At 71.9% G+C, this 20,540-nt stretch carries 19 protein-coding genes and 1 riboswitch; of the genes, 9 read left to right on the top strand and 10 right to left on the bottom strand.

The window, feature by feature from the left end; genetic code table 11:
- The first annotated feature begins 160 nt into the window (after nucleotides 1-160).
- From ACWD4B_RS21320 to idi, 3 genes are all read left to right on the top strand, one after another.
- Complete coding sequence (locus ACWD4B_RS21320) at nucleotides 161-1,342, top strand: cytochrome P450 (protein WP_451422201.1); 1,182 nt, start codon at nucleotides 161-163, stop codon at nucleotides 1,340-1,342.
- A gap of 122 nt (nucleotides 1,343-1,464) precedes the next feature.
- A complete protein-coding gene (gene trpD, locus ACWD4B_RS21315; RefSeq protein ID WP_451422200.1) occupies nucleotides 1,465-2,532 on the top strand; it encodes an anthranilate phosphoribosyltransferase in 1,068 nt (355 codons plus the stop codon).
- Between the two features lie 184 nt (nucleotides 2,533-2,716).
- Entirely contained in the window at nucleotides 2,717-3,274 is a 558-nt protein-coding gene (gene idi / locus ACWD4B_RS21310; protein WP_451422199.1) for an isopentenyl-diphosphate Delta-isomerase, read from the top strand.
- 79 nt (nucleotides 3,275-3,353) lie between these two features.
- Here the strand turns inward: idi and ACWD4B_RS21305 are convergent, their stop codons facing one another.
- The 7 genes from ACWD4B_RS21305 to ACWD4B_RS21275 all read right to left on the bottom strand — a co-directional run bounded on the left by ACWD4B_RS21305 (nucleotide 3,354) and on the right by ACWD4B_RS21275 (nucleotide 10,409).
- The gene (locus tag ACWD4B_RS21305; protein WP_451422198.1) at nucleotides 3,354-4,331 is read right to left on the bottom strand and encodes an aminotransferase class I/II-fold pyridoxal phosphate-dependent enzyme; all 978 of its coding nucleotides are present in this window, start codon (nucleotides 4,329-4,331) and stop codon (nucleotides 3,354-3,356) included.
- Between the two features lie 159 nt (nucleotides 4,332-4,490).
- Complete coding sequence (locus ACWD4B_RS21300; RefSeq protein ID WP_336412616.1) at nucleotides 4,491-4,733, bottom strand: acyl carrier protein; 243 nt, start codon at nucleotides 4,731-4,733, stop codon at nucleotides 4,491-4,493.
- A 7-nt stretch (nucleotides 4,734-4,740) separates the two neighbouring features.
- Complete coding sequence (locus ACWD4B_RS21295) at nucleotides 4,741-5,754, bottom strand: beta-ketoacyl-ACP synthase III (RefSeq protein WP_451422197.1); 1,014 nt, start codon at nucleotides 5,752-5,754, stop codon at nucleotides 4,741-4,743.
- A complete protein-coding gene (locus ACWD4B_RS21290) occupies nucleotides 5,751-6,755 on the bottom strand; it encodes a phytoene/squalene synthase family protein (RefSeq protein WP_451422196.1) in 1,005 nt (334 codons plus the stop codon). Before ACWD4B_RS21290 ends, ACWD4B_RS21295 begins: the two co-directional genes overlap by 4 nt.
- Before the next feature lie 58 nt (nucleotides 6,756-6,813).
- On the bottom strand, nucleotides 6,814-8,595 hold the full coding sequence (locus ACWD4B_RS21285; RefSeq protein WP_451422195.1) for a thiamine pyrophosphate-binding protein: 1,782 nt from the start codon (nucleotides 8,593-8,595) through the stop codon (nucleotides 6,814-6,816).
- Nucleotides 8,596-8,618: 23 nt separating this feature from the next.
- Complete coding sequence (locus ACWD4B_RS21280; protein ID WP_336412612.1) at nucleotides 8,619-9,302, bottom strand: hypothetical protein; 684 nt, start codon at nucleotides 9,300-9,302, stop codon at nucleotides 8,619-8,621.
- A 111-nt stretch (nucleotides 9,303-9,413) separates the two neighbouring features.
- The gene (locus ACWD4B_RS21275) at nucleotides 9,414-10,409 is read right to left on the bottom strand and encodes a 3-oxoacyl-ACP synthase III family protein (RefSeq protein WP_451422194.1); all 996 of its coding nucleotides are present in this window, start codon (nucleotides 10,407-10,409) and stop codon (nucleotides 9,414-9,416) included.
- Nucleotides 10,410-10,807: 398 nt separating this feature from the next.
- Nucleotides 10,808-10,925, top strand: a riboswitch (SAM riboswitch).
- A gap of 199 nt (nucleotides 10,926-11,124) precedes the next feature.
- Between ACWD4B_RS21275 and ACWD4B_RS21270 the strand changes: the two genes are divergently transcribed.
- On the top strand, nucleotides 11,125-12,438 hold the full coding sequence (locus ACWD4B_RS21270; protein ID WP_451422193.1) for an aminotransferase class V-fold PLP-dependent enzyme: 1,314 nt from the start codon (nucleotides 11,125-11,127) through the stop codon (nucleotides 12,436-12,438).
- A 96-nt stretch (nucleotides 12,439-12,534) separates the two neighbouring features.
- Here ACWD4B_RS21270 and ACWD4B_RS21265 read toward each other — a convergent pair whose 3' ends face one another.
- Together ACWD4B_RS21265 and ACWD4B_RS21260 are read right to left on the bottom strand one after the other, a co-directional pair.
- A complete protein-coding gene (locus tag ACWD4B_RS21265) occupies nucleotides 12,535-12,816 on the bottom strand; it encodes an Lrp/AsnC family transcriptional regulator (protein WP_171082927.1) in 282 nt (93 codons plus the stop codon).
- Nucleotides 12,813-13,550 (bottom strand): rhomboid family intramembrane serine protease, encoded by a 738-nt coding sequence (locus tag ACWD4B_RS21260; RefSeq protein WP_390777648.1) that lies wholly within the window; start codon nucleotides 13,548-13,550, stop codon nucleotides 12,813-12,815. The genes ACWD4B_RS21265 and ACWD4B_RS21260 overlap by 4 nt, the downstream gene beginning before the upstream one ends.
- 138 nt (nucleotides 13,551-13,688) lie before the next feature.
- Here ACWD4B_RS21260 and ACWD4B_RS21255 point away from each other — a divergent pair, with 138 nt between their 5' ends.
- The 5 genes from ACWD4B_RS21255 (at nucleotide 13,689) to ACWD4B_RS21235 (ending at nucleotide 19,147) form a co-directional block, all read left to right on the top strand.
- Entirely contained in the window at nucleotides 13,689-13,928 is a 240-nt protein-coding gene (locus tag ACWD4B_RS21255; RefSeq protein WP_336412608.1) for a hypothetical protein, read from the top strand.
- 24 nt (nucleotides 13,929-13,952) lie between these two features.
- The gene (locus ACWD4B_RS21250; RefSeq protein ID WP_451422208.1) at nucleotides 13,953-15,326 is read left to right on the top strand and encodes an NYN domain-containing protein; all 1,374 of its coding nucleotides are present in this window, start codon (nucleotides 13,953-13,955) and stop codon (nucleotides 15,324-15,326) included.
- 188 nt (nucleotides 15,327-15,514) lie between these two features.
- Nucleotides 15,515-16,576 carry an NlpC/P60 family protein gene (locus tag ACWD4B_RS21245; protein WP_451422207.1) on the top strand — a complete coding sequence of 354 codons (1,062 nt, stop codon included), beginning with the start codon at nucleotides 15,515-15,517 and terminating at the stop codon, nucleotides 16,574-16,576.
- 222 nt (nucleotides 16,577-16,798) lie between these two features.
- Entirely contained in the window at nucleotides 16,799-17,863 is a 1,065-nt protein-coding gene (locus ACWD4B_RS21240) for an NlpC/P60 family protein (protein WP_451422192.1), read from the top strand.
- A gap of 48 nt (nucleotides 17,864-17,911) precedes the next feature.
- On the top strand, nucleotides 17,912-19,147 hold the full coding sequence (locus ACWD4B_RS21235) for a hypothetical protein (RefSeq protein WP_451422191.1): 1,236 nt from the start codon (nucleotides 17,912-17,914) through the stop codon (nucleotides 19,145-19,147).
- Nucleotides 19,148-19,162: 15 nt separating this feature from the next.
- On the opposite strand, the gene ACWD4B_RS21230 is transcribed toward ACWD4B_RS21235, so the two are convergent.
- Nucleotides 19,163-20,404 carry a glycosyltransferase 87 family protein gene (locus ACWD4B_RS21230; RefSeq protein ID WP_451422206.1) on the bottom strand — a complete coding sequence of 414 codons (1,242 nt, stop codon included), beginning with the start codon at nucleotides 20,402-20,404 and terminating at the stop codon, nucleotides 19,163-19,165.
- Nucleotides 20,405-20,540 lie beyond the last annotated feature (136 nt).

Genomic DNA, 20,540 nt, shown 5'->3' with positions numbered 1-20,540 from the left:
TGAACAGCCGAACCTTGATCCAGTCCCCCGGGTGCAATTAGTGTGGCAGGTGCCACCAGCTCAATTGCTGAAGGGAAATCGGGGAATGCTGACCACGGACCGGAATGCTGAGTTCCCATTCGATCCCACCGACCCGGCCTTTCGGGCCGATCCTTATCCGGTGTACCGCGAACTGAGGGAAAACCACCCCGCGGTGCGCGGGCCGCTGGGCGCCTGGGCGGTGAGCCGCTACGAGGATTGCGATCTGCTGCTCCGTGACCGGCGCATGGGGAAGGACCTCGGGAATTCCGAATACTTCGCCCGGGTCGCCGGCGACACCGAGGCGGAGGACGCGCCTTTCCTCGGGCTCGGCATCGACGGCTGGGACGCCCAGCTCTTCAAGCTGCTGGACCCGCCGGACCACACCAAGCTGCGCGCCCTGGTCTCCCAGGCGTTCACGCCCGCGATCATCGACGGCCTGAAGGACTCCACCGCGGCCATCGTGGACGAGCTCCTCGGCGAACTCCCCGACCGGTTCGACGTCATGCAGCGGCTCGGTGCGCCGCTGCCCATCCGGGTGCTCGGCGAGATGCTGAGCATCCCGCGCGAGGACCACGAGATCTTCGTCCAGTGGTCCACCGAGATCGCCCACATCCTGGAGCTGGGCGCCGAGCCCTCCGAGGACGTGGCCGCCCGCTGCCAGAAGGCCGTTGCCGAGTGCACCGCGTACTTCGTCGAGCTGCTGGAGAAGCGCGCCTCCGCCGACGGCGACGACCTGCTCTCCCAACTGGCCCGCGCCCGCGACCTGGCCGACGGCGGGCTGACCCTGCACCAGATCGCGGCCGTCTGCGTGCTCCTGGTCGTCCCCGGCCTGGACACCTTCTCCAACCTGATAGGCAACGCCGCCGTGCTCTTCGCCCGGCACCCGGAGATCCTGCCGCAGCTGGCCGCCGAGCCGGATTCGGCGGACGCCGTGCTCGACGAGATCCTGCGCCTGGAGCCGCCGACCCACGCCTCCTGGCGGGTCGCCCTGGAGCCGGTCGAGATGCACGGGCAGACCATCGAGCCCGGTGACGTGGTCCTGCTGCTGATCGCCGCGGCCAACCGGGACGAGCGGGTCTTCGACTCCCCGGAGACCTTCGCCCTCGGCGGGAACAGCCGCAAGCACCTGTCGTTCGGCCGCGGCATCCACTACTGCGCCGGCGACCTGCTGTCCCGGCTGATGGCCAAGGAGGCCTTCAAGGGCCTGGCCCAGCGCATCGCCGGGCTGTCCCTCGTGGACGAGCAGGTCGACTACAAGCCGGGCATCTGGCTGCGCGGCCCGTCCCGGCTGCCGGTCGTCGTGGAGCACCGGGCCGGCTGAGCCCGTCCGCCGTTCTCCCCGGGGCACCCGGGCAACCGCCCGCGGTGCCCCGCGCGTCCCGGGGAGCCGGGGGACGCCGATAGGGTGGGCCCCAAGGCCCGTCGCACTCAGGAGCGTGGAGTATGAACACCGTTCCCCCCGCCGGCTCTCCCGCCGAAGGCACCCTGCAGAGCTGGCCGGACGTTCTGAGCGCACTGCTGGCCGGGCAGGACCTGAGCACGGACACCACCGCGTGGGCCATGGACCGCATCATGCGCGGCGAGGCGACGAACGCGCAGATCGCGGGCTTCGCGGTGGCGCTGCGGGCCAAGGGCGAGACGGTCGGTGAGATCGCCGGCCTGGTGCGCACGATGTACGAGCACGCCAACCTGATCGAGGTGCCCGGGCCCACCGTCGACATCGTCGGCACCGGCGGCGACCGGGCGAAGACGGTCAACATCTCCACGATGTCGGCCATCGTCGTGGCCGGCACCGGCGCCCGCGTCGTCAAGCACGGCAACCGCGCCTCGTCCAGCGCCTCCGGCGCCTCGGACGTGCTGGAGAAGCTGGGCGTCAACCTCGAACTCACCCCGCGGCGGGTGCAGGAGGTGGCCGCCGAGGCGGGCATCACCTTCTGCTTCGCCGTGAAGTTCCACCCGGCGCTGCGCTACGTGGCGGCCGCCCGCAAGGAGCTGGGCATCCCCACCTCCTTCAACTTCCTCGGCCCGCTGACCAATCCGGCCCGGGTCCGGGCCCAGGCCACCGGGGTCGCCGACGCCCGGATGGCGCCCATCATCGCCGGGGTGCTCGCCGAACGCGGCTCGTCCGCCCTGGTCTTCCGGGGGGACGACGGCCTGGACGAGCTGACCACCACGGGCACGTCCACGGTGTGGACCGTGCGCGACGGCGAGGTGCGGCGCTCCTCCTTCGACCCGCGGGACGTGGGCATCGGACTGGTGCCGATCGAGGCGCTGAAGGGCGCGGACGCCTCGTACAACGCGGACGTGGCCCGCCGGCTGCTGAACGGCGAGCAGGGGCCGGTGCGGGATGCCGTGCTGCTCAACTCGGCCGCGGCGCTGGCCGCGCTGGAGCCCTCGGACGCCCCGCTGGCCGAGCAGATCGCCGCCGGGATGGCCAAGGCCGCGGAGTCGGTCGACTCGGGCGCGGCCAAGGCCGCCCTGGACCGCTGGGTGGCCGCCAGCACGGCCTGAACCACGGAGTTTCTTTCTCCGGGCCCGGAAAGGAAAAGGGCCCGGAGAAAGCCGGTCACGGCCGTCGAATTGCTGTTACGATCACTTTGCTGTTTTGAGTTGTCGCGCACCATTCGGCGTCGTCGGTGCCCACCCCCAACGACGCCCATACAACGCCGTATTCGGCCGACGCAAAGGTTCGACTGTGACACTTCCGGAAATCAGCCCCATTCTGCTGGAACTGGTCAATTCCGACGGGGAGACCATCGGCACCGAAGAAAAGCTTGCGGCGCACCAGGCCCCGGGAAAACTTCACCGGGCCTTCTCGGTCTTTCTCTTCGACGGCGAGGGGCGCATGCTGCTCCAGCAGCGGGCGCTCACGAAGTACCACTCGCCGGGCGTCTGGTCCAACACCTGCTGCGGCCACCCCTATCCGGGCGAGGGCCCCGAGGCCGCGGCCGCCCGGCGCACCCGGGAGGAGCTGGGGCTGACGGAGATCACCCTCGTCCCGGCCGGCACGGTGACCTACAACCACCCGGACGAGATCTCCGGCCTGGTGGAGCAGGAGTACAACCACCTCTTCGTCGGCACGGTCGCCCAGGCGTGCGCGCCCGACCCCGAGGAGGTGCACGACACCCGCTTCGTCACCCAGGATGAACTCAAGGCCCTGCAGGCGGAGAAGGCCTTCTCGGCCTGGTTCTCCACGGTGATGGACGCGGCGCTGCCGGGCATCCGGAAGGTCGCCCCCTCCGGCGGCTGGTGAACTCCGCGCATCCACGCGCACGGACGGCCTCCTCCGGCCCGGCCCCCTGGCACAGCGGGGCCCGGCCGGACGGGGGCCGTCAGTGCGTGAGGGCCCCGAGCACGGCGTCGTTCGCGGCCCGGTCCCCGACGGTGATCCGTACGCCCTCGCCGGGGTAGTAGCGCGCGGCCACGCCCGCGGCCTCCAGCCGGGTGCGCACCGCGTCGACGCGCGCCGGCTCGTCGAGCCAGAAGAAGTTGGTGTGGCTCGGCAGCGCCTGCCAGCCCGTGGAGCGCACGCCCGCCAGCACCCGGTCCCGCTCCCCGACCAGGAACTCCACCCGCTCCCGCAGTTCGTCCTCCGCCTTCAGGGACGCCTCCACGGCGGCCACGGACAGCGAGCTCATGGCGAACGGCAGCTGGAACGCGTTGATGCGCTCGGCGAGTTCGGGGCTCGCCACCCCGTAGCCGACCCGCATGCCCGCGAGTCCGTAGGCCTTGGAGAAGGTGCGCAGCACCAGCAGGTTGCTGAACTCCCGGGTCCACTCCAGGGACGCGGGGCGCTCGTCGGGCCGGACGAACTCGATGTAGGCCTCGTCCAGGACGACGACCGTGTCGGACGGGACCGACGTGACGAGCTCCCGGAGCTCCTCGGGGGCGACGAGCCGGCCCGTGGGGTTGTGCGGGTTGCAGACGATGACGGCGCCGGTGTCGGCGGCGGCCGCCTTGGCGATGGCCGCGATGTCCTGGTGGCCGCCGGGCAGCAGCGGCACCTGGACGGGCCGGGCGCCGGTCATCCGGGCGAGCAGCGGGTAGGCGTCGAAGTTCCGCCAGCCGTAGACCAGTTGGCGGCCGGGCCGGACGGCGGCCTGCAGGGCCTGGAGGGCGACTCCCACGGACCCGGAGCCGACGGTCACCCATTCCTCGGGCAGGCCCAGCCAGTCGGCTATCGTCGATTTCAGATGTTCGGGGAAGAACTCGGGGTAACGGTTCACGCTGCCGACCTGCCGGGTGATCTCGTCGGCGACGGAGGGCAGCGGGGGCAGGGGGTTCTCGTTGAGCATCAAGAGGTGCTGCATGTGTCCTCCCGGACGTGAGAAAACCGCCGGACCCCCGGTGAGGGTCCGGCGGACGCGCCCTGAAGGGGCGCGGGGCAGTTTCGATATGCGGCTCCGCCGCGTGGGCGCGACCAGCCACGACGGGCCCGCAGTCGACGCACTGCGCTTCCCGCGGAGCGCTCAGGCGGAGGCACCCTTGGACGTCAGGAGTTCGCGGGCGTCGTCCAGCGTCGAGGTGCCGCTCAGCTCGTTGCCGTCGAGCATCGGCAGGCCGAAGTGACGCTCCACGGTGACGATGAACTCGACCACGCCCATGGAGTCCACGCCCGCCTCCTGGAAGGTGGCGCCGCCGACGAGCGCGGCGGCGGCCTGCGGGAAGCGCTCCTCGAGCAGGGCTTCGAGCCGGTTGTTCAGAGTCTCCATCGTTTCCTCACTGTTCCTGCAGTCCGATAGTGATGTCCGGCCAGGTCAGGGCCGCGGATCCCCAGGTGAGGCCGCCACCGAAGCCCGTCAGCACGACCCGTTCGCCGGTCTTCAGCCGCCCGTCGGCCGCCGCGTCGGCGAGGGCCAGCGGAATGGACGCGGCCACGGTGTTGCCGACCCGGTCGATGTTCTTGACCACGCGCTCGACGGGGATGCCCAGTTCGCGCGCGCAGGTGTCGAGGATGCGGACGTTGGCCTGGTGCGGGACGACGGCGCCGACCTCCTCGGCCGTCCAGCCCACCCGCTCCAGCGTGCTGTGCACCGAGCCGGTCATGTACCGGACGGCGCGCGTGAACACCTGCGGCCCGTCCATCCGGAAGTACGTGTCCGCCTCCGGCACCGCCGCCTCCCGGCTGCGCTGCTCCGACCCGCCCGCGCGGACCGTGATCAGGTCCGCGCCCCGGCCGTCGCTGCCCAGGTCGAAGCCGAGCAGCGCCCCCGGCTCCGCCGCGTCCCCGGCCCGCAGCACCATGGCGCCGGCCCCGTCGCCGAAGATGACGCGGGTGGTGCGGTCCGCGGGGTCGAGGATCGTCGAGAAGGTGTCGGCCCCGATGACCAGCGCGCTGCCGGCCACCGAGGTGGCGATCAGGCCCGCCGCGGTGGCCAGCGCGTACACGAAGCCCGTGCACACGGCGGCCACGTCGAAGGCGCCGGCTCCGTCCAGGCCCAGCTCGGCGGCCACCACGGGGGCCGTCCCCGGGCAGGGGCGGTCGGGAGTGCTGGTGGCCAGCACCACCACGTCCACCGTGCCGACGCCCGCGGACGCGAGCGCCCGCCGGCCCGCCTCGACGGCGAGCCGGCCGGTGGCCAGGCCGGGACCGGCGATGTGCCGCTGGGCGATGCCGGTCCGGGTCCTGATCCACTCGTCGGAGGTGTCGAGTTCCGCCGCGAGCATGTCGTTGGTGACGACATGCGGCGGAACCCACGCCCCGAGGCCGCTGACGACGGCGGCTCGCGTCATGCCGACCACGGGCGGCGGATCCGGTAACCGGACTGCTCCGCCGCGCGGTTGATGCGCGCCGCCCGTGCGGCGGCCGCGGCCGTGCGCGGCGCGATCTTCGCCGAGTTGAAGCCGAGGCCCTTCTTCGGCCTGCCGAAGAACGCGTAGTCGTCCTTGACCAGTTCGACCGCCATCTGCCGGTGCGTCTCGATGTCGAGCTCGACGAACGTCCGCGAGGTCGGGTGCAGCGTCCGCCCCCAGGCGCGTCCGGCGTCCAGGTGCCCGACGGCCCGGTCGATCTCGAACTTCATCAGCTCGCGGACGGCCTCGCTCACGTGCCCGCTGCCGACCTCACGGGCCAGGGACGTACGGTCCAGGCCGAACTTGGCCAGGTCCTCCATCGGCAGGTACAGCCGGCCGAGCTCCAGGTCCTCCTCCACGTCCCAGGCGAAGTCCAGGAGCTGGAAGGCCGTGATGGTGTGCCGGCACAGCTCCTCGGCGTCCTCGCTCTGCGGCTCGAAGAGTCCGTTGATCCAGATGGCCGGGAGCAGGGTGACGCCCTGGATGAAGGGGTCCATCTCCTCGTACGTCGCGTACTCGTACGTGGTGAGGGCCTCGCGCTGCGCCTGGACGAACTGCGGGACATCCCGGTGGGGCAGGTCCCAGGTGCGCATCATGTGGACCAGGGCCCGGGAGAGGGCGGCGTCGGCCACGTGGTCGCCGGACGGCGGGCCGTCGGTCGTGAGCTCCTCGCCGTCGCAGGCCGCCAGGTAGGCGCGCTCGAACTCGTCGAGGCGCTGCTTGCGCACCTCCAGGCTGCGGTTGACGTCGTCGACCAGGTCGTCGACGTAGCAGACGAACGAGAAGAAGGTGTCGAAGTAGGGCCGCTTGGCCGCGGGGAACATGTAGCGGCCGAGGAAGCGTCCGCGGCCGATGTCACGGAACAGCCGGGAGCTCTTGAGGTAGTCGGCGCGCAGCCCGGAGTCCGTTATCCCCGCGAGATCGAGCTCATGCACAGTCATAGTGGCTCTTCCTGTGTGCTGAATGCTGGGTGCTGGATGGTGTGGTGGGGGCCGGTCCCTAGGCCGGGGTCATCGTTCCGGCGCTCCGGAGCGAGGCGGGGATCCGCCACGACGTCTTGGCCGGCATCGTGGGCTCGTCCGCCGGGAGGAAGTTGGCGAACGGCGGCACTTCCTCGGTCGTCAGGCGGAGTTCGAGGACGCCGGTCGGGCACGCGCTCCGCCGGTACTCCTCCAGCTGCCCGGTCAGTTCGGGGGCCGTTCCCGCGCTGCCGGTCCACAGCCGGCCGGCGGAGCCCAGCCCACGGGCCACGGCGGGCACGTCGACCGGGGTGTAGTCCACGGCCGTGATGCGGGAGTCGAAGAAGGTCTGCTGCCGCGAGGCGCACATGCCGTGCATGCCGTTGTTGAAGACGACGTACAGGATGGGCAGGCCGAGTTCGACGGCGGTGTGGATCTCCAGACCGCTCATCAGGAACGCGCCGTCGCCGCAGAAGACCACCGTGCGCGTCCCGCGGTCGGCGCCCAGCTGGACCCCGACCGCCGCCGCGATGCTGTACCCCATGCCGCCGCTGCCGAGCGCGATGGTGGAGGACGAGCCGCGCGGCACGGAGGAGTAGTGCATGGACGCGACGGCGCAGTTGCCGGCGTCGTAGAGCAGGTGCCCGTCCGTGGGCAGGTGCTCCTCCAGGATGGCGACGGCCTCGCTCTGCAGCAGCACGCCGGGGTCGGCGTCCCGGCCCGGGATGGGCTCGGCCAGGCGCGGGACGAAGCGGGTGAGCTCGTAGCCGACGGCCGGCGGAGCGGTGAACGGGTCGGTGTCCAGCAGCTCCAGCAGCTGTCCGAAGACCGCGCCCGCATCGCCCTCGACGACGGTGTCCGCGAGCGAGGACCGACGGATCTCGCCCGGGTCGATGTTGACCGCCACGGCCTTGCCCGGGTCCCAGCCGCGCAGTGCGCTGCGGGTCATCGCGGCCAGCCCGGTGCCCGCCAGGACCACGCAGTCGGCGGTGTCCGTGAGGTAGGCGGCGGCGGAGGGGTTGCCCCCGGCGCCGACCACGCCGAAGTGCAGCGGGTCGTCGTTGGGGAACTCGCCGCGGGCGCCCATGGTGGTCATCACCGGGATCCCGGCCTGCTGCGCGAAGCGCACCACGGCGCCGGGGTCGGTGGACCGGCGCACTCCGTGGCCGATCAGCAGCACGGGGGCGGAGGCCTCCTGCAGCCGGCGGAAGAGCGCGGCCACGTCGTTCGTGTCCACCGGCTGCTGCCGGACGAAACCCGCGAGGTCCTGCGGCCAGTCGGCGGGCACGGGGCCCACCTCCAGCTCGTAGGAGTCCCGCGGGACCAGCAGGGCCACCGGGCCCATCCGCCCGCTGAGGGCGGTCTCGATCGCGTCCCTCAACTGCGCCCAGAACAGGGCGGGATCGGTCAGCCGCAGGGTCTTCTTGGTGACCGCGGCCAGCAGCGGGAGGGCGTCGACGGTCCGGCCGATGCCGGAGGAGTCCTGGAACGAGCCGCGGCCGTCCAGGGCGGCCGGCGGCTGGCCCACCAGGGCCAGCACGGGCACGGACTCGGCGTGCGACTCGGCGAGGCCGGCGACGAGATTCATCATGCCGCCGCCGGAGGTCGAGCAGCAGACGCCCAGGGTCCGGTGGACCCGGGCGCGCGCGTCGGCCATGAAGGCCGCGCCGTCCTCGCGCTTGGTGAGGACCGCGGACAGCCGCCCGCGGCCCAGCCGTTCGACGGCGTCGTGGAAGTGCTCGATGTTCGCCCCGCTGACGCCGAAGACGTAGCGGGTGTCGAGGTCGCGCAGTGTCGTGACTAAAGCGTCGGCTATCCGCATGGTGTACCCCCGTTGACGGTTGACTAGCCCTTGGCCGTGGTGCCGAAGCGGTGCTCGAGGATCTTCTTCATGTTGTTGATCTCGAGGGTGTGGCCGGCGTGGAACAGCGGCCAGATGTCACCGACCCAGACCCGGTCGGTGCGGGCGCGGCCCTCGGCGATGTAGTCCGGCACGTCGGTGGTGTTGCGGTCGTAGTAGGGGTGCTTGCAGTTGGTCCACAGCACCACGGTGCCCGGCTTGTTGAAGACCTTGGCCGAGTCGATGATGGTCAGGTAGTAGCGCATCCACAGCTCGTGGCCCTGGTCCCAGGCGCACGGGTAGACGACCGTGCCCATGTCGGGGCCCTTCTGGGCGTCGGTGCGGATGTAGATCTCGGTGTTCGGCTGGATCATCTCGTCGGCGCGGTAGAGACCGCCGCCGAGGTGCTTCATGTTCCGGATGCTGTACGTCCACTCCGCCAGCGCACGGGAGTTGGCGGCGTATTCGAAGACGATGTCGTACGGAACGTCGATGTGCGTGGAGAGCGGGCAGTACTGACCGTAGATCTCGTCGTGCGTGTACGACTCCTTGGTCATGCCCTGCATGAGCTTCATCATGTCCTCGCCGCTGGTGGTCTCGCTCCAGGTGAGACCGAGACCCTCCAGGTCGGAACTGTCGAGCCGGTAGTTCTGCATGAGGCCGGACTCGTCGGGGACGCGCTCGTACATGATTGCTCCTGAAGAATGCGTGCAAAAGGAACGTGCAAAAGGAACGTGCAGAAAAGAAGTGAAAAGCTGGGCGTGCGAAAGGGAAAGGGGAAGGGAAATCCGGGGGCGGACTCAGCCGGTCCAGCGCCAGACCATGGACGACACCTGCTCGCCGCCGTGGGTGAAAGTGGCGAAGGCGACCACATCGCCGGTGGAAATCTTCTTGTTTTCCAGTGCGTCGGCGAAGGTGACGGGCAGGGAGCTCTGGAACATGTTGCCGTAGACGGAGAGCGTGTCATGGGCGCGCGAGGCGTCGACGCCGATGCGCTTGCGCCATTCGGCGATGTAGCTCTCGTTGGGCTGGTGGGTGATCAGCCAGGAGATGTCGTCGGCCGTCAGCCCGGCCTTGTCCAGTGCGGCCGCGGCCGCCTCCGGCAGGCACTCCATCGTCACGGCCCACAGCCGGGCCAGCATGTTCGGGCTGAACTTCACCGTGAGCGGACCGGTGCCGCGCTCCCAGTGCGGCAGCTCCTGCTCGCCGACGGCGTCCGGCTCGACGCGCAGGGCGCCCCAGTTCTGGCCGAATGCCTGCTCGTGGAGGGAGAGGATGGTCGGCGACCCGGGGGCGACCAGGGTCGCGGACGCGCCGTCGCCGAGCACCCAGGACTCCGGCGACTTCTGGAACTCCGTCAGCCGCGAGATGAAGTTGGTGACGGTGACGATGGCGATCCTGCGGTAGTGGCCCGAGTCGATGAAGGCGCGGGCGGTGTTCAGCGCGGAGATCCAGGAGCAGCAGCCGTTCTCGATGTGCAGGACGGCGGCCGACGTCGCGCCGACCGCGTGCTGGACGGCGGTGCCGATGCCGGGGGAGAAGGCGTCGTTGAACTGGGCCGCGCAGATGATCAGGTCCAGGTCCTCGGCGCGCACACCGTTGCGGTCGAGCAGTTTCTTCAGCGCGGCGGTGCCGAGTTCGGCCGAGGTGTAATCCGGCGAGGCGAATCGCCGCTCGTTCACGCCGGCGAAGAATTTGTGCTCGCTCAGGTCGTGACCGTCGTGGGTGAGCTCACTGTTGCGGACCACTCGTTCCGGCATGAAGTTGACGACGTCAACGATGCGTGTGGAGCTCACTGGCAATTCCCCGTCTTTATCTCGGTGGAGACAGAAAGGGGGGCTCGGCAGGCCCGGGCAAAGGCGTGCGCAAGGAGCTGGACGAACACGACCGCCCCCCGGGTCACTTGCTTGTTCGTTCGGCGTTCCAGATGTGAGCGACTCTATGATCGCGGTGGTAACGGTTGCATCTCGCTCCGATAACGTATTGATTTCGGCTGTAGCGGAATTTTTGATTCCGCAATCCGGGACGATGTGTTCGCGATTGGATGGAACGTCGACTGTGCGGGCGAACGATCGATTAATCACGATCGCGTGCGGGCCCTTTATGTCTGGAGCTCACTCCGTTCAACAAAACGGCGTCCACGACCCGGACACCGCCTGTCCCCGGCACGGTGCCTGTGCCATACTCCTGGCCAGGTCACGAGTGACAGCGACACAGGCCCCGGCCCGCTGTCCGGCAACCCTCCGTCCGTGGCGGGGTGCCCCGGGTGATGACCGGGCCGCAGACCACCGGGTCTGCGGCAAGCGCGGATCCCTCGCCAGGGATCCTGGTCGTCGAGGGAGTTCCTTCCGTGATTCAGCGAATGCGTTAGGGCCTACGGCCCGTTCCCGTGGTCCTGCGCGTGCCTCCGCCGCGCGGGCCGTCTTCGCACACCGTGCTGCGCACTGCCTGCGCACTGCGCCGCGGGTGCGTCGTCCACGCCATCCGCCTGCCCTGCCGGGAGAGTTCGCCATGTCCGCATGCCCTGCCGCCACCGCTGCCGCCACCGCCACCGTCACCGACCCCGCTCCGGCCGACGGCCCCCTGCCCGTCCTCGGGTGTGACGTGCGCGTGCCGCTCGTCACCGGGGGTGAAGTGCCGTACGCCGCCCTCGACTACGCCGCCAGCGCGCCTGCCCTGCAGCGCGTGTGGGACGACGTCGCCGCCTACGCGCCCTACTACGGCAGCGTGCACCGCGGTGCCGGACACCTCTCGCAGCTGTCGACCGACCTGTTCGAGACCAGCCGGGCCGACGTGGCCCGCTTCCTCGGCTGCCGCCCCGGCGACCAGGTCGTCTTCACCCGCTCCACCACCGACTCGCTCAACCTCCTCGCGGCCGTACTGCCCGCGGACTGCCGGGTGTTCGTCTTCGAGACCGAGCACCACGCCGCGCTGCTGCCGTGGCGCGGCGCGCAGGTCACCTGCCTCGATGCGCCGCGCACCCCGGAGCACGCGGTCGAGATCCTGGAGCGGGCACTGGCCGACCGCGCGCCCTACGGGCCGGCCCTGGTCTGCGTGACGGGCGCGTCCAATGTGACCGGCGAGCTGTGGCCCGTGCGCGAACTCGCCGCCGCCGCCCACGCGCACGGCGCCCGGATCGTCCTCGACGCCGCCCAGCTGGCCCCGCACCACCCCGTGGACATCGCCGAACTGGACGTGGACTGGGCCGCCTTCTCCGGGCACAAGCTCTACGCCCCCTTCGGCGCCGGCGTCCTGGCCGGCCGCGCCGACTGGCTCCGGGACGCCGAGCCCTACCTGGCCGGCGGCGGGGCGAGCCGCTCCGTCACCCGGCGGCCCGACGGCGCGCTGGACGTCGAGTGGCACACCACCGCGGCCCGCCACGAGGCCGGTTCGCCCAATGTGATCGGCGCCTACGCCCTCGCCTCCGCCTGCAGGGCGCTCACCGAGGCGGGCTTCGGAACGCTCGTCGCCCGGGAGCAGCGGCTGCTCGCCGCGGTGCGCGCGGGCCTGGCCGAGGTGCCGGAGGTCGGGGTGCTCTCGTTGTTCGGGGCGGACGCCCCGCGCGTGGGCGTGCTGTCCTTCGTCGTCGAGGGCTGGGACAGCGCGGAATTCGCCGCCGCCCTCTCGGCCGAGTACGGGATCGGGGTACGGGACGGGCTCTTCTGCGCGCACCCGCTCGTGCGGGCGCTCCTGGGCGGAGGGCCCGGTGGGTGCGGGGGCGGCGCCTCCGCGGTTCGGGTCAGCTTCGGGGCCGGTACGCCCGACGAGCACATCGAGCGGTTTCTGCGGGCCGTTCGGGAGTTGGTGCGGGCTCGTCGTGGTTGATCGCGCTCACGCGGCGGAGCCGCTGGGGGTACCTCCCAGCGGTAGCTGGGGGAGACACTGCCCCGCGCCCCTTACGGGGCGCGGCCCACGGGGTGCTTAGGAATCCAGGCCGATCGCGAAAGCCGCTTCCAGGTCGTGCTGGGAATACGTGCGGAACGCAATGTGCGTCTCGGTGGACGCCACGCCCGGGACCTTGCTGATCCGGCCCGGGATGGTGTCCGCCAGGTCGTCGTGGCGGGCCACCCGCACCAGGGCGATCAGGTCCTGGGCACCCGTCACGGAGTAGACCTCGCTGACCCCGTCCAGCGCGGCGATCGTCTCGGCGATCTCCGGGATCCGGTCCACGTCGGTCTTGATGAGCACGATCGCAGTGATCACGGTTCGGTATCTCCTTCAGTGGACCTGGCTGCGCTCTTCACTCTAGCCCCACGTCTCCTGCGTACCCAGGCGTAGCCGAACCCGGCCGAGAAGCCCACCACGTGTGCGAGATAGGCGACGCCCGGACGGCCGTCCGCGTGTCCCGCCGCCAGCCACTGCAGAGCGAACCAGAACGGCAGCACGACCCAGGCGGGAAAGCGCAGCGGAAGGAAGAACAGGAACGGGAAGAGACTGGTGACGCGGGCCCGGGGGAAGAGACAGAGGAACGCGCCGAGCACACCCGAGATGGCGCCGGACGCCCCGACGAGCGTCTGGGTGGAGCCGGCGTGCACGGCGGCGTAGCCGAGCAGGGCCAGGACGCCGGTGGCGAGGTAGAAGAGCGCGAAGGCGGAGCGGCCCATGCGCTGCTCCGTCATGGCGCCGAAGACGTGGAGGAAGAGCATGTTCCCCAGCAGATGCAGCCAGTTGCCGTGCACGAACAGTGCGGTGAGCAGGGTCGCGGGCGCGCCCGGGGAGCCGTGCCACAGCTGTGCGGGGACGACGCCCCAGCGCGCGAAGTAGGCGGTCTGCGCGGAGAGGAGGTCCGGTCCGGAGCCGTAGGCGGCGTTCAGCCCCGAGGCGGGGCCGAGGAGGAAGACCGCGCAGCAGACGGCCAGGACCGCATGGGTGACCACGGGGGTCCCGGCCCGGCCCGCCCACCGGGCGGCCGACCGCTGCACAGCCCTTACGATCATGACCAGATCATGGCGTACCTGCCGCAACCGGCACAGAGCGCCTCGCCGGTCCGGCGGCCGGTGCCGGTGCCCCGCCTGTCGTGACCGGCGGGCCGCGTAGGGTTGCGGGGACACCACACGACGAGGACGGACGACATCATGGGCGTTCCCCTGCCGACGGCCACCACCCGGTGGCGGTGCACGCTGTGCGGCAATCTCACGCGGTTCGATGTGACCCGCACGGTCAAGGCCGTCGAATACGTGCACCTCGACCTGGCGGGCGAGCCGAAGGTGGAGGAGCGTGAGGTGGTCAGTGAGACGATCGAGTCCGTGCGTTGCCGCTGGTGCAACGCGGTCGACCAGATCGAGCTGGTGGACCGGCCTGGCGCAGATGTCTGAGGAAGAACGGGAGCGGTAACGGTGGTGGAGCACACGGACGACGGTGCGGAGGCGGCCGGTGATGCCGGCGGCGCCGCCGACGGCGTCACCGAGGTGCTCGACCGTCCGCTGCCCGAGGGGATCCGGCGGAAGGTCGTCGCGCTCGTCGCGGAGGCGTTCGGCGGTCTGACGGTGGCCGAACTTCCGCCCCAGTTGCGGCAGTACGCCCGGTTCACCCCGAGTCGCCGGGCCAAGTTCGCGGGCAATGCCATGGCCGCCGCGGTGGAGGGCGACCCCGCCTTCCGGCAGCGCATCTCGGCCCGGCTGCGCGAGACGGGCTCCGAGCTCGCCGAGGCGCTGGACGCCGGTTCGCCGCCCGCGGCCGCCGACCCGGAGGACGTCGCGGCGATGGCCTTCGTGCTGCGCCCGCCCGGCTGGGTCAAGCTCGTCACCGCCGCCGGCGAGGAGGCGCAGCGCGCGAACGCCGAGCGCGCGGGCGAGGAGGCCCAGCGCGAACTGCGCCGGCTGCGCGAGGAACTGGCCGAGGCCCGTGCCGAGTCGCGCGCCGAGGCCGAGCGGATCCGCGCCGAGCTGGAGGCCTCGCGCAAGGAGGCCGAATCGCTTCAGCGCAAGCTGCGCAGCGCCGTCAGCGACGTGCGCCGCGGCGAGGCCGCCCTGCGCAAGGCGCAGGCCGAGCTGGAGGCCGTCCGGGACGGGGCCGCGGCGGAGCGGGCCACGGCCGCGGGCGAGACCCGGCGCATCAAGGCGCGGCTCGCGGAGGCCGAGGCGGCGGTGGAGGCGAGCCGCCGGGCGGTGCGCGAGGGCCGCAGTGTGGAGGACATGCGGCTGCGGCTGCTGCTGGACACCGTGCTGGACGCGGCCCAGGGGCTGCGCCGCGAACTGGCCCTGCCGCCCGCCTCCGTGCACCCCGCGGACACGGTGGACGCGGTGCAGCCGGGCACGATGACGCCCCGGGACATCGCCGCGCGCGCCCTGTCGGAGACCGACCCGGCGCTGCTGGACCAGCTGCTGGCGCTGCCTCAGGTGCACGTGGTGGTCGACGGCTACAACGTCACCAAGACCGGCTATCCCACGATGCCGTTGGACAAGCAGCGGCTGCGGCTGCTGGGCGGCCTCGCCATGCTCGCCGCGCAGACCGGCGCCGAGGTGACCTGTGTCTTCGACGGCGCGGAGCTGGCCGCGCCGGTGCTGCTGGCGCCGCCGCGCGGGGTGCGGGTGCTGTTCAGCAAGCCGGGTGTGACGGCGGACGAGCTCATCCGCCAGATCGTGCGGGCCGAGCCGCCGGGGCGCCCGGTGGTGGTGGTCTCCACGGACCGCGAGGTGGCCGACGGGGTCGCCAGGGCGGGCGCGCGGCCGGTCGCATCGGCCTTGCTCCTCAAGCGACTTGCCCGTACCTGAGCGTCAAGTGGCCGTCACCGCCCGTGTACCGCGGGTAAAGCTTGCCTCACTGACGAACTTTTTTCACAGGAGAATTTGAAAGGATCTCATTCCGCTCACTAGGGTCGTGCCTCGAACCTTCGCGCGGTGACCATCCATTCGGGATGGCGGTGAAGGTGTCCGAGCAGCTGAAGAAGGAGCTCGACCCCGTGGGTTCCCACCGTCGTCCCAAGTCGCCGAGCCGGGCTCGGGTCACCGTGCTGACCGCCACGGCCGCCGCAGCCGTCGCGCTCACCTCCCAGGCCGCGCACGCCGATCCGCAGATGTCCAAGGCGGATGCCAAGACCAAGGTCGACAAGCTCTACGAGGAGGCCGAGCAGGCCACCGAGAAGTACAACGGGGCCAAGGAGCAGCACGACAAGCTCCAGAAGGAGGTCAGTGACCTCCAGGACAAGGTCGCGCGCGGTCAGGACGAGCTCAACAAGCTCCGCGACAGCCTGGGGCTGATGGCCACCGCCCAGTACCGCACCGGCTCCGTCGACCCCACCCTCCAGCTGCTGCTGTCCTCCGACCCGGACACCTTCCTGGAGAAGGCCTCCACGCTCAACCAGCTGACGGCCAAGCAGGCCGACACCCTCCGGGTGATCGCCGCCAAGCAGCGCACCCTCAAGCAGCAGCGCGAGGAGGCCTCTTCCAAGCTCGCGGACCTGGAGTCCACGCGCAAGGCGCTGGCGGACAAGAAGGACGAGGTCCAGGGCAAGCTGGCCGACGCGCAGAAGGTGCTCGACGGCTTCAGTGAGAAGGAGCGCGCCGAGATCACGGGCGCGGACAAGAACAGCGACAACGGCGGCAGCGGCAAGAGCGGCAGCAAGGGCAGCGGCGACAGCTCGTCGGGCAGCGTGAACATACCCGCCGGATCCGGACGCGGCGGTGCCGCCCTGGCCTACGCCCAGACCCAGGCCGGCAAGGACTACGAGTACGGCGCGACCGGCATGGCCACGTGGGACTGCTCCGGTCTCACCCAGTGGGCCTACGGCCAGGCCGGCGTCTCCCTCCCGCGCACCTCCCAGGAGCAGGCGAACGCCGGCACCCGGATCTACGACCAGAGCCAGCTCCAGCCCGGCGACCTGGTCATCTTCTACGGCGACCAGCACCACGTGGGCCTCTACGCGGGCAACGGCATGGTCTTCCACGCACCCCGCACGGGCCGGCAGGTGCACTCCGAGCCCATGAGCGACATGCCCTTCCAGTTCGGTGTCCGCGTCGGCTGAAACGCCTGACCGCGCCCTCCGTTCGGGCGAATTCCCGCGCCCCGCGACTGACTCCGCGCCCCGCCGGTGACCTGCGTCTCCGGCGGGGCGCCGGTTTTCCCGCCCGCCCGGGTCTTTGAACCCCGGGTGATCGCGCCGCTACCCTCTGGCGCGCGGTGCCCGGCAGTCGTCCGCCCTTCCGGCGGCAGGGTCCGCCCTCAGAGGAAGGGAGTGCGGCCGCCCGTGGCGTTCCATCGCCGTGCTGCGCATTCCGGTCTCCAGCGGACCGTCCGCGTCACCGTCCTGTCCGCCGCCATGGCCACCGCCGCAGCCGCCTTCTCGACGGCCCCGGCGAGCGCCCGGCCCGGGGACCCCGCCACCGACGGCCAGGCCCCGGGGACGGTGAAGGCACAGCTCGACCGGCTCTACGAACAGGCCGAGCGGGCCACCGAGAAGTTCAACGCCGCCGGGGAGCGCGCAGCCGCCCTGCGGCAGCGGGTCGAGCAGGCCGCCGACCGGGTGGCCCGCGGCCAGGAGAAGGTCAACAGGATGCGCAGCGCCCTCGGCATGATCGCCGCCGCCCAGTACCGCCACGGCGCCGTGGACCCGGCCGTCGAACTGCTGCTGTCCTCCGACCCCGACGGCTACCTCGACCGCGCCGCCACCCTCGAACGCCTCACCGGCCGTCAGGCCGAGCAGCTGGACACCCTGCTGAAGGCCCAGCGCGTGCTCCGCCAGGAACGCGCGGACGCCGCCCGCACCCTGGCCGAGCTGGAGGACAGCCGCAAGGCCGTCGAGCAGCACAAGCGCGAGGTCGAGGGCAGGCTCTCCGAGGCCCGGCGGCTGCTCAACGCGCTGCCCGAGCACGACCGCGCGGCCTACACCCGCTCCTCCCGCGGCCAGGAGCGCCCGTCGGGCCCGCTCGGCGGGCTGCTCGGCCCGTCCGCCGGCAGCGCGGTCTCCTCCCGGGGCGCCGCCGCGGCCATGGCCGTCCGCGAGGCGATCGGCACGCCCTACGCCTGGGGCGCGACCGGGCCGGGCTCCTTCGACTGCTCGGGGCTGATGCAGTGGGCGTACGGGCGGGCCGGGGTGGGCCTGCCGCGCACCTCCCAGGCCCAGCGCAACGCCGGCCGCCACGTGTCGCTCGCCGAGGCCCGTCCGGGGGACCTGGTGATCTACCGGGACGACGCCAGCCACGTGGGGATGTACGTGGGAAACGGGCAGGTCGTGCACGCTCCCTACCCCGGCGCCCGGGTGCGGTACGACCGGGCCGACATGATGCCGATTTCCTCCGTCACCCGGCCATGAGCGCGCCCTGACCCCTGCCCGGGCCCGTCCGGCTCGTACGATGCGGGCGTGACGGGCAGGCGGAGGAGCGGACGGCGGGCGGTGTGCGCCCTGGCCGCAGGCCTGCTCACCCTGCAGGGCCTGGCGGGCTGCGGCTCGCCCGACACGGCGGAGCGGACGGACGGCGACACCCGGTCCGTGCAGCGGGTCCTGGACCGCTGGTCCGCCGCCGTGCGGGACCGCGACGAGAAGGCCTACCTGGCCGCCGTGGACCCGCAGGCGCGGGACTACCGGGCCGAGCGGCAGCGGGTGTTCGACCGGCTCGCGGCCGTGCCGCTGGCGTCCTGGGAGTACCGCCTGGTCCGCACGGGCGGCTTCGCCCCCGCCCCCGGGCCGGGCCGCCGGATCGCGGCCGAGGCCGAACTGCGCTACCGGCTCGACGGATACGACTCCGCGCCCGTCGTCGTGCCCGTGCGGCTGACGCTCGCCGGGCGGGACGGGCGCTGGTACGTGGCCGCCGGGGACTCGGCGGGGCGGCAGCTGTGGGAGCAGGGGGACGTCACCGCGGTGCGGGGCGCGCACAGCCTGGTGCTCGGGGTCGGACAGGACCGCGCCCGGCTCCAGGCCCTTGCGGACCTGGCCGACCGGGCCGTGCCGGCCGTGGACACCGCCTGGCGGGGCGCGTGGGCGGGGCGGGTCGTGATCGAGATGCCGGCCTCGCTGGACCGGATGGCGGCGCTGCTGGGGGCGCCGCCCGCCAACTACCGCGGCATCGCCGCGGTCACCACCGGGGAGGTGGGCGGCACGGCCGCCGCCCCCGCCGACCGGATCGTGGTCAACCCCGAGGCGTACGGGGTGCTCGGGGAGTTCGGGCGGCGGATCGTGCTCACGCACGAGACGGCACACGTCGCCACGCGGGCGGCGACGTCCCCCTCGACCCCGCTGTGGCTCTCGGAGGGCTTCGCCGACTGGGCCGCGTACCGGGGCACGGGCCGTACGGCCCGCCAGGCGGCACCCGAGCTCGCCGACGCGGTGGCCGCGGGACGGGGCCCGCAGCAGCTTCCGGGGGACGCGGACTTCGGCTTCACGGGGGAGTCGGGGCGCCTGGCGCGGGCCTACGAGGGGGGCTGGCTGGCGTGCCGGATGATCGCGGAGAAGTGGAACGAGGCCAAACTGGTCGACGTCTACCGGGCGTTCGGCCGCAAGCGCCCGGCGAAGGAGGTGCTGAAGAAGGTCCTGGGGGTCGACCAGGGCGAGTTCACGGCACGGTGGAAGGAGTACGTGGCGGGGCAGTTCCGGCGGTGACATGCCGAGTGCCGGTCACCCCGGCACCAGTGCCGACTCCCGCTCCGTGGGCGGGTCCGGCTCCCCCGTGACCGCCCGCCGCGCGGGCACCGTCTCGCGCCACAGGCGCGAGCACGCGATCCACGTCGCCACCACCAGCAGCCCGTTCCGCAGCGACAGCGTGGCGACCCCCAGCTTGTCGCTCGCCACCACGTGCGAGAACCAGAGCGGGAACTCCAGCTGGGTCAGCGGCGCGGCCAGCATCACCAGCATCACCGGCAGTCCCTGCCGTGGCGTCCGCATCACCACGCACACCGCCGCCAGGCCGACCAGCCACACCATGTACTGCGGGCTGATCACCCGGCTCGTCGTGGTGAACAGCAGCACCGACGCGAAGGCCGCGTCGTACAGCGTCGTCGTCGTGAAGCGGCGGGCCCGCAGGCGCCACAGGAGCAGCCAGGCGAAGGCCAGCACGCTCAGGCCCAGCGCCAGGGCGCTCACCGCGTGGACGTGGCGGCCGAGGAACTCCACCGAGCCGTAGTTGAGGCGCGCCTTGCCGTGCCAGCCGAGGTGCCGGCCGAGGTGGAAGACCAGCGACCCGAGGGACTCCACCTCCGTGCCCCGGTCGCGCTGGAACGTCAGGAAGGCCAGTGCCCCCGGCATCGCCGCCGCGAAGAACATCGTCACCAGCATCGCGGTGACCACGGCGGCGCTCCACGCGGAGCGGGTGCGCGGGCCGCGCGGCGTCCCGGTGAGCAGCAGCATCGGCCAGACCTTCAGCAGGGCGCCGAAGCCGACCAGCGCCCCCGAGAGCCGGGTGCGGCGCCCGGCCGTCAGCAGGGCCGCGACGGCGACGGCGGTGACCATCACGTCGTAGCGGGCGTAGACGATCGGGCCCAGCAGCGGCACCCCGGCGACCCAGATCCACACCCCCATCGGGTTGCGCCCCTTGCGGCGCACCGCGCGCAGCAGCATCGCGTAGACCGCCGCGTCGGCGAGGAAGGCCAGGACGAAGAAGGCGTGGGAGTAGGTGAGGAACGGCAGCAGGCCCGGTGCGAGGACGGCCAGGGCGGCGGCGGGCGGGTACTGCCAGGTGACGTCGTCGTACGGGAAGATGCCGGTGCGCAGGACGCCGTACCAGCCCTGGTAGATCACGTCGATGTCGACGGAGACGTCGGAGCCGGGCAGCACCCACACCCGGAACACGCACAACAGCAGAACGGCCCTGGTGACGGCCCACACCACGATCGAGAGCCGCAGACCACTGCCCGCCACCATCATTGACCAGTCCTCTCGGGATCCGTCGGCCGTGCTCTCGGTACACGCATCGTCACTGCAACGCATGATGCCGGTCGGGACTGCCCGCGCGCGATGACGTGGCGGATGGTGGCGCGGTTGACGCCCGATCGCGCGC

Source organism: Streptomyces sp. NPDC002536 (genome assembly GCF_053594995.1).
The sequence above is the reverse complement of the archived record's forward strand: the minus strand, read 5'-3'. Positions and strand labels throughout refer to the sequence as shown.

Excerpts from the sequence above, each read along its gene's own strand:
- trpD (WP_451422200.1), top strand. The coding sequence starts at position 1,465 with ATGAACACCGTTCCCCCCGCCGGCTCTCCCGCCGAAGGCACCCTGCAG.
- ACWD4B_RS21305 (WP_451422198.1), bottom strand. The coding sequence starts at position 4,331 with ATGCAGCACCTCTTGATGCTCAACGAGAACCCCCTGCCCCCGCTGCCC.
- ACWD4B_RS21300 (WP_336412616.1), bottom strand. The coding sequence starts at position 4,733 with ATGGAGACTCTGAACAACCGGCTCGAAGCCCTGCTCGAGGAGCGCTTC.
- ACWD4B_RS21295 (WP_451422197.1), bottom strand. The coding sequence starts at position 5,754 with ATGACGCGAGCCGCCGTCGTCAGCGGCCTCGGGGCGTGGGTTCCGCCG.
- ACWD4B_RS21290 (WP_451422196.1), bottom strand. The coding sequence starts at position 6,755 with ATGACTGTGCATGAGCTCGATCTCGCGGGGATAACGGACTCCGGGCTG.
- ACWD4B_RS21285 (WP_451422195.1), bottom strand. The coding sequence starts at position 8,595 with ATGCGGATAGCCGACGCTTTAGTCACGACACTGCGCGACCTCGACACC.
- ACWD4B_RS21280 (WP_336412612.1), bottom strand. The coding sequence starts at position 9,302 with ATGTACGAGCGCGTCCCCGACGAGTCCGGCCTCATGCAGAACTACCGG.
- ACWD4B_RS21270 (WP_451422193.1), top strand. The coding sequence starts at position 11,125 with ATGTCCGCATGCCCTGCCGCCACCGCTGCCGCCACCGCCACCGTCACC.
- ACWD4B_RS21260 (WP_390777648.1), bottom strand. The coding sequence starts at position 13,550 with ATGATCGTAAGGGCTGTGCAGCGGTCGGCCGCCCGGTGGGCGGGCCGG.
- ACWD4B_RS21255 (WP_336412608.1), top strand. The coding sequence starts at position 13,689 with ATGGGCGTTCCCCTGCCGACGGCCACCACCCGGTGGCGGTGCACGCTG.
- ACWD4B_RS21230 (WP_451422206.1), bottom strand. The coding sequence starts at position 20,404 with ATGGTGGCGGGCAGTGGTCTGCGGCTCTCGATCGTGGTGTGGGCCGTC.